Below are 1473 nucleotides of genomic sequence, written 5' to 3' on the forward strand. Positions count from 1 at the left end.
GCTAGGGGATGCACACATCTTCAGGTTTGGTTTTCGCGGAGCGCTTGACGGGTTTTGCGTTGCATGATTCGATTGTCCTACCTTGAATGGAGGGCGGCTTGTGATGACTTCGGAGAACTGGGGGCTGGGCGACTTTGGAGACGAGCGCCTAGCAAAAAGGGGGGTCTGCTGCTCGCGGGAATGGTGGCGCGCACGAGCATCTGCCTGCGGCGCCTGGCGGGTGGCCGACGCAGTGGGATTGTGGGATTTTCGCGCTTTCTGGCCAATCCGCGCGTGACGGTTGATGCGCTGCTCGATGGCTGGGGAGCGGAGCTTTCGCAAGGCTGCGCGGGTCGGCATATTCTGGCGATCCAGGACAGCAGCGAAATCAATTTCACGACGACCAAGGAGCGCAGTCGCGGTCTAGGCGAGATCGGCAAGGGGTCGGGACGCGGTGTTTTGCTGCACGCGATGCTGGGTGTTGATGCCGAAACGGGCGGCATTTTGGGCCTGGCCGCGGGCCGGATATGGACACGCGATGGCCGGGTTACGGTTCCTCATCGGCACCGGCCGTTGTCCGAGAAGGAATCGCAACGGTGGCTGAGCACGGCAGAGGCCGCCAAGACGGTTCTGGCCCGGGCGCATATGGTGACCGAAATCAGTGATCGTGAGAGTGACATCTATGAGAAATGGGCGCGATTGCCGGAGCCGGGCTTTCACATCCTGACCCGCGCCATGGTGGATCGTTCGATCAGGGAGGGGGGCGGAAAGCTCTCCTCGGCACCGTTGCAAATGGCGGGCACCGCCTTGATAGCGTTGCGCGCACGCCCTGGCCGTCCGGCCCGCAACGCCAGGCTCGTGGCTCGCTTTGGCCACGTCACGCTCAAGCGCCCCGCCATTCTGGCCAGGCAGGAAGGGTTGGCCGAGACGGTGAAAGTCAGCCTTGTCGAAGTCTGCGAGGTGAATGCGCCGCCAGGCGCCAAGCCCATTGCGTGGCGGCTTCTGACCACACATGGGGTCAAAGATGCGGCGATGGCATGGCGCGTGGTTGGCTGGTATCGGCAGCGCTGGCATATCGAACAATTCTTCCGCACCCTGAAACAGCAGGGATTGCAACTGGAGGACAGCCAGTTGGAAAATGCAGGGCGGTTGATCAAGCTGACTGCGATTGCCGCCCGTGCTGCCTGCACCATCATGCAACTCGTCCAGGCGCGTGACGGTCGGTCTGGGCAAGACGCCAAGATCGCCTTCTCGCCCCCCGAAATCGAGACCCTCCACGCACTATTGCCCGAGATCGAAGGAAAGACCGCGCTCCAGAAGAACCCTCACCCGCCGGAAACACTTGCTTGGGCCGCGTGGATCATTGCCAAGCTCGGTGGATGGGATGGCTACCCAAAATCAAAACCGCCCGGCCCAATCACCTTCCGCCACGGGCTCCAATACTTCAAATCCCTCGCCCACGGATGGAGGCTCCGAAATGTGTGAATCGCCTAG

General features: G+C 62.0%; 1 protein-coding gene. It reads left to right on the top strand.

All coding sequences use genetic code 11. The features are described 5' to 3' along the window. Positions 1-240: 240 nt before the first annotated feature. Positions 241-1464 carry an IS4 family transposase gene (locus ACEN2J_RS20780; RefSeq protein ID WP_442108665.1) on the top strand — a complete coding sequence of 408 codons (1224 nt, stop codon included), beginning with the start codon at positions 241-243 and terminating at the stop codon, positions 1462-1464. The last annotated feature ends 9 nt before the right edge of the window (positions 1465-1473 follow it).

The sequence above is a fragment of the Pseudorhodobacter sp. W20_MBD10_FR17 genome (genome assembly GCF_052119765.1).
Taxonomy (GTDB): domain Bacteria; phylum Pseudomonadota; class Alphaproteobacteria; order Rhodobacterales; family Rhodobacteraceae; genus Pseudorhodobacter.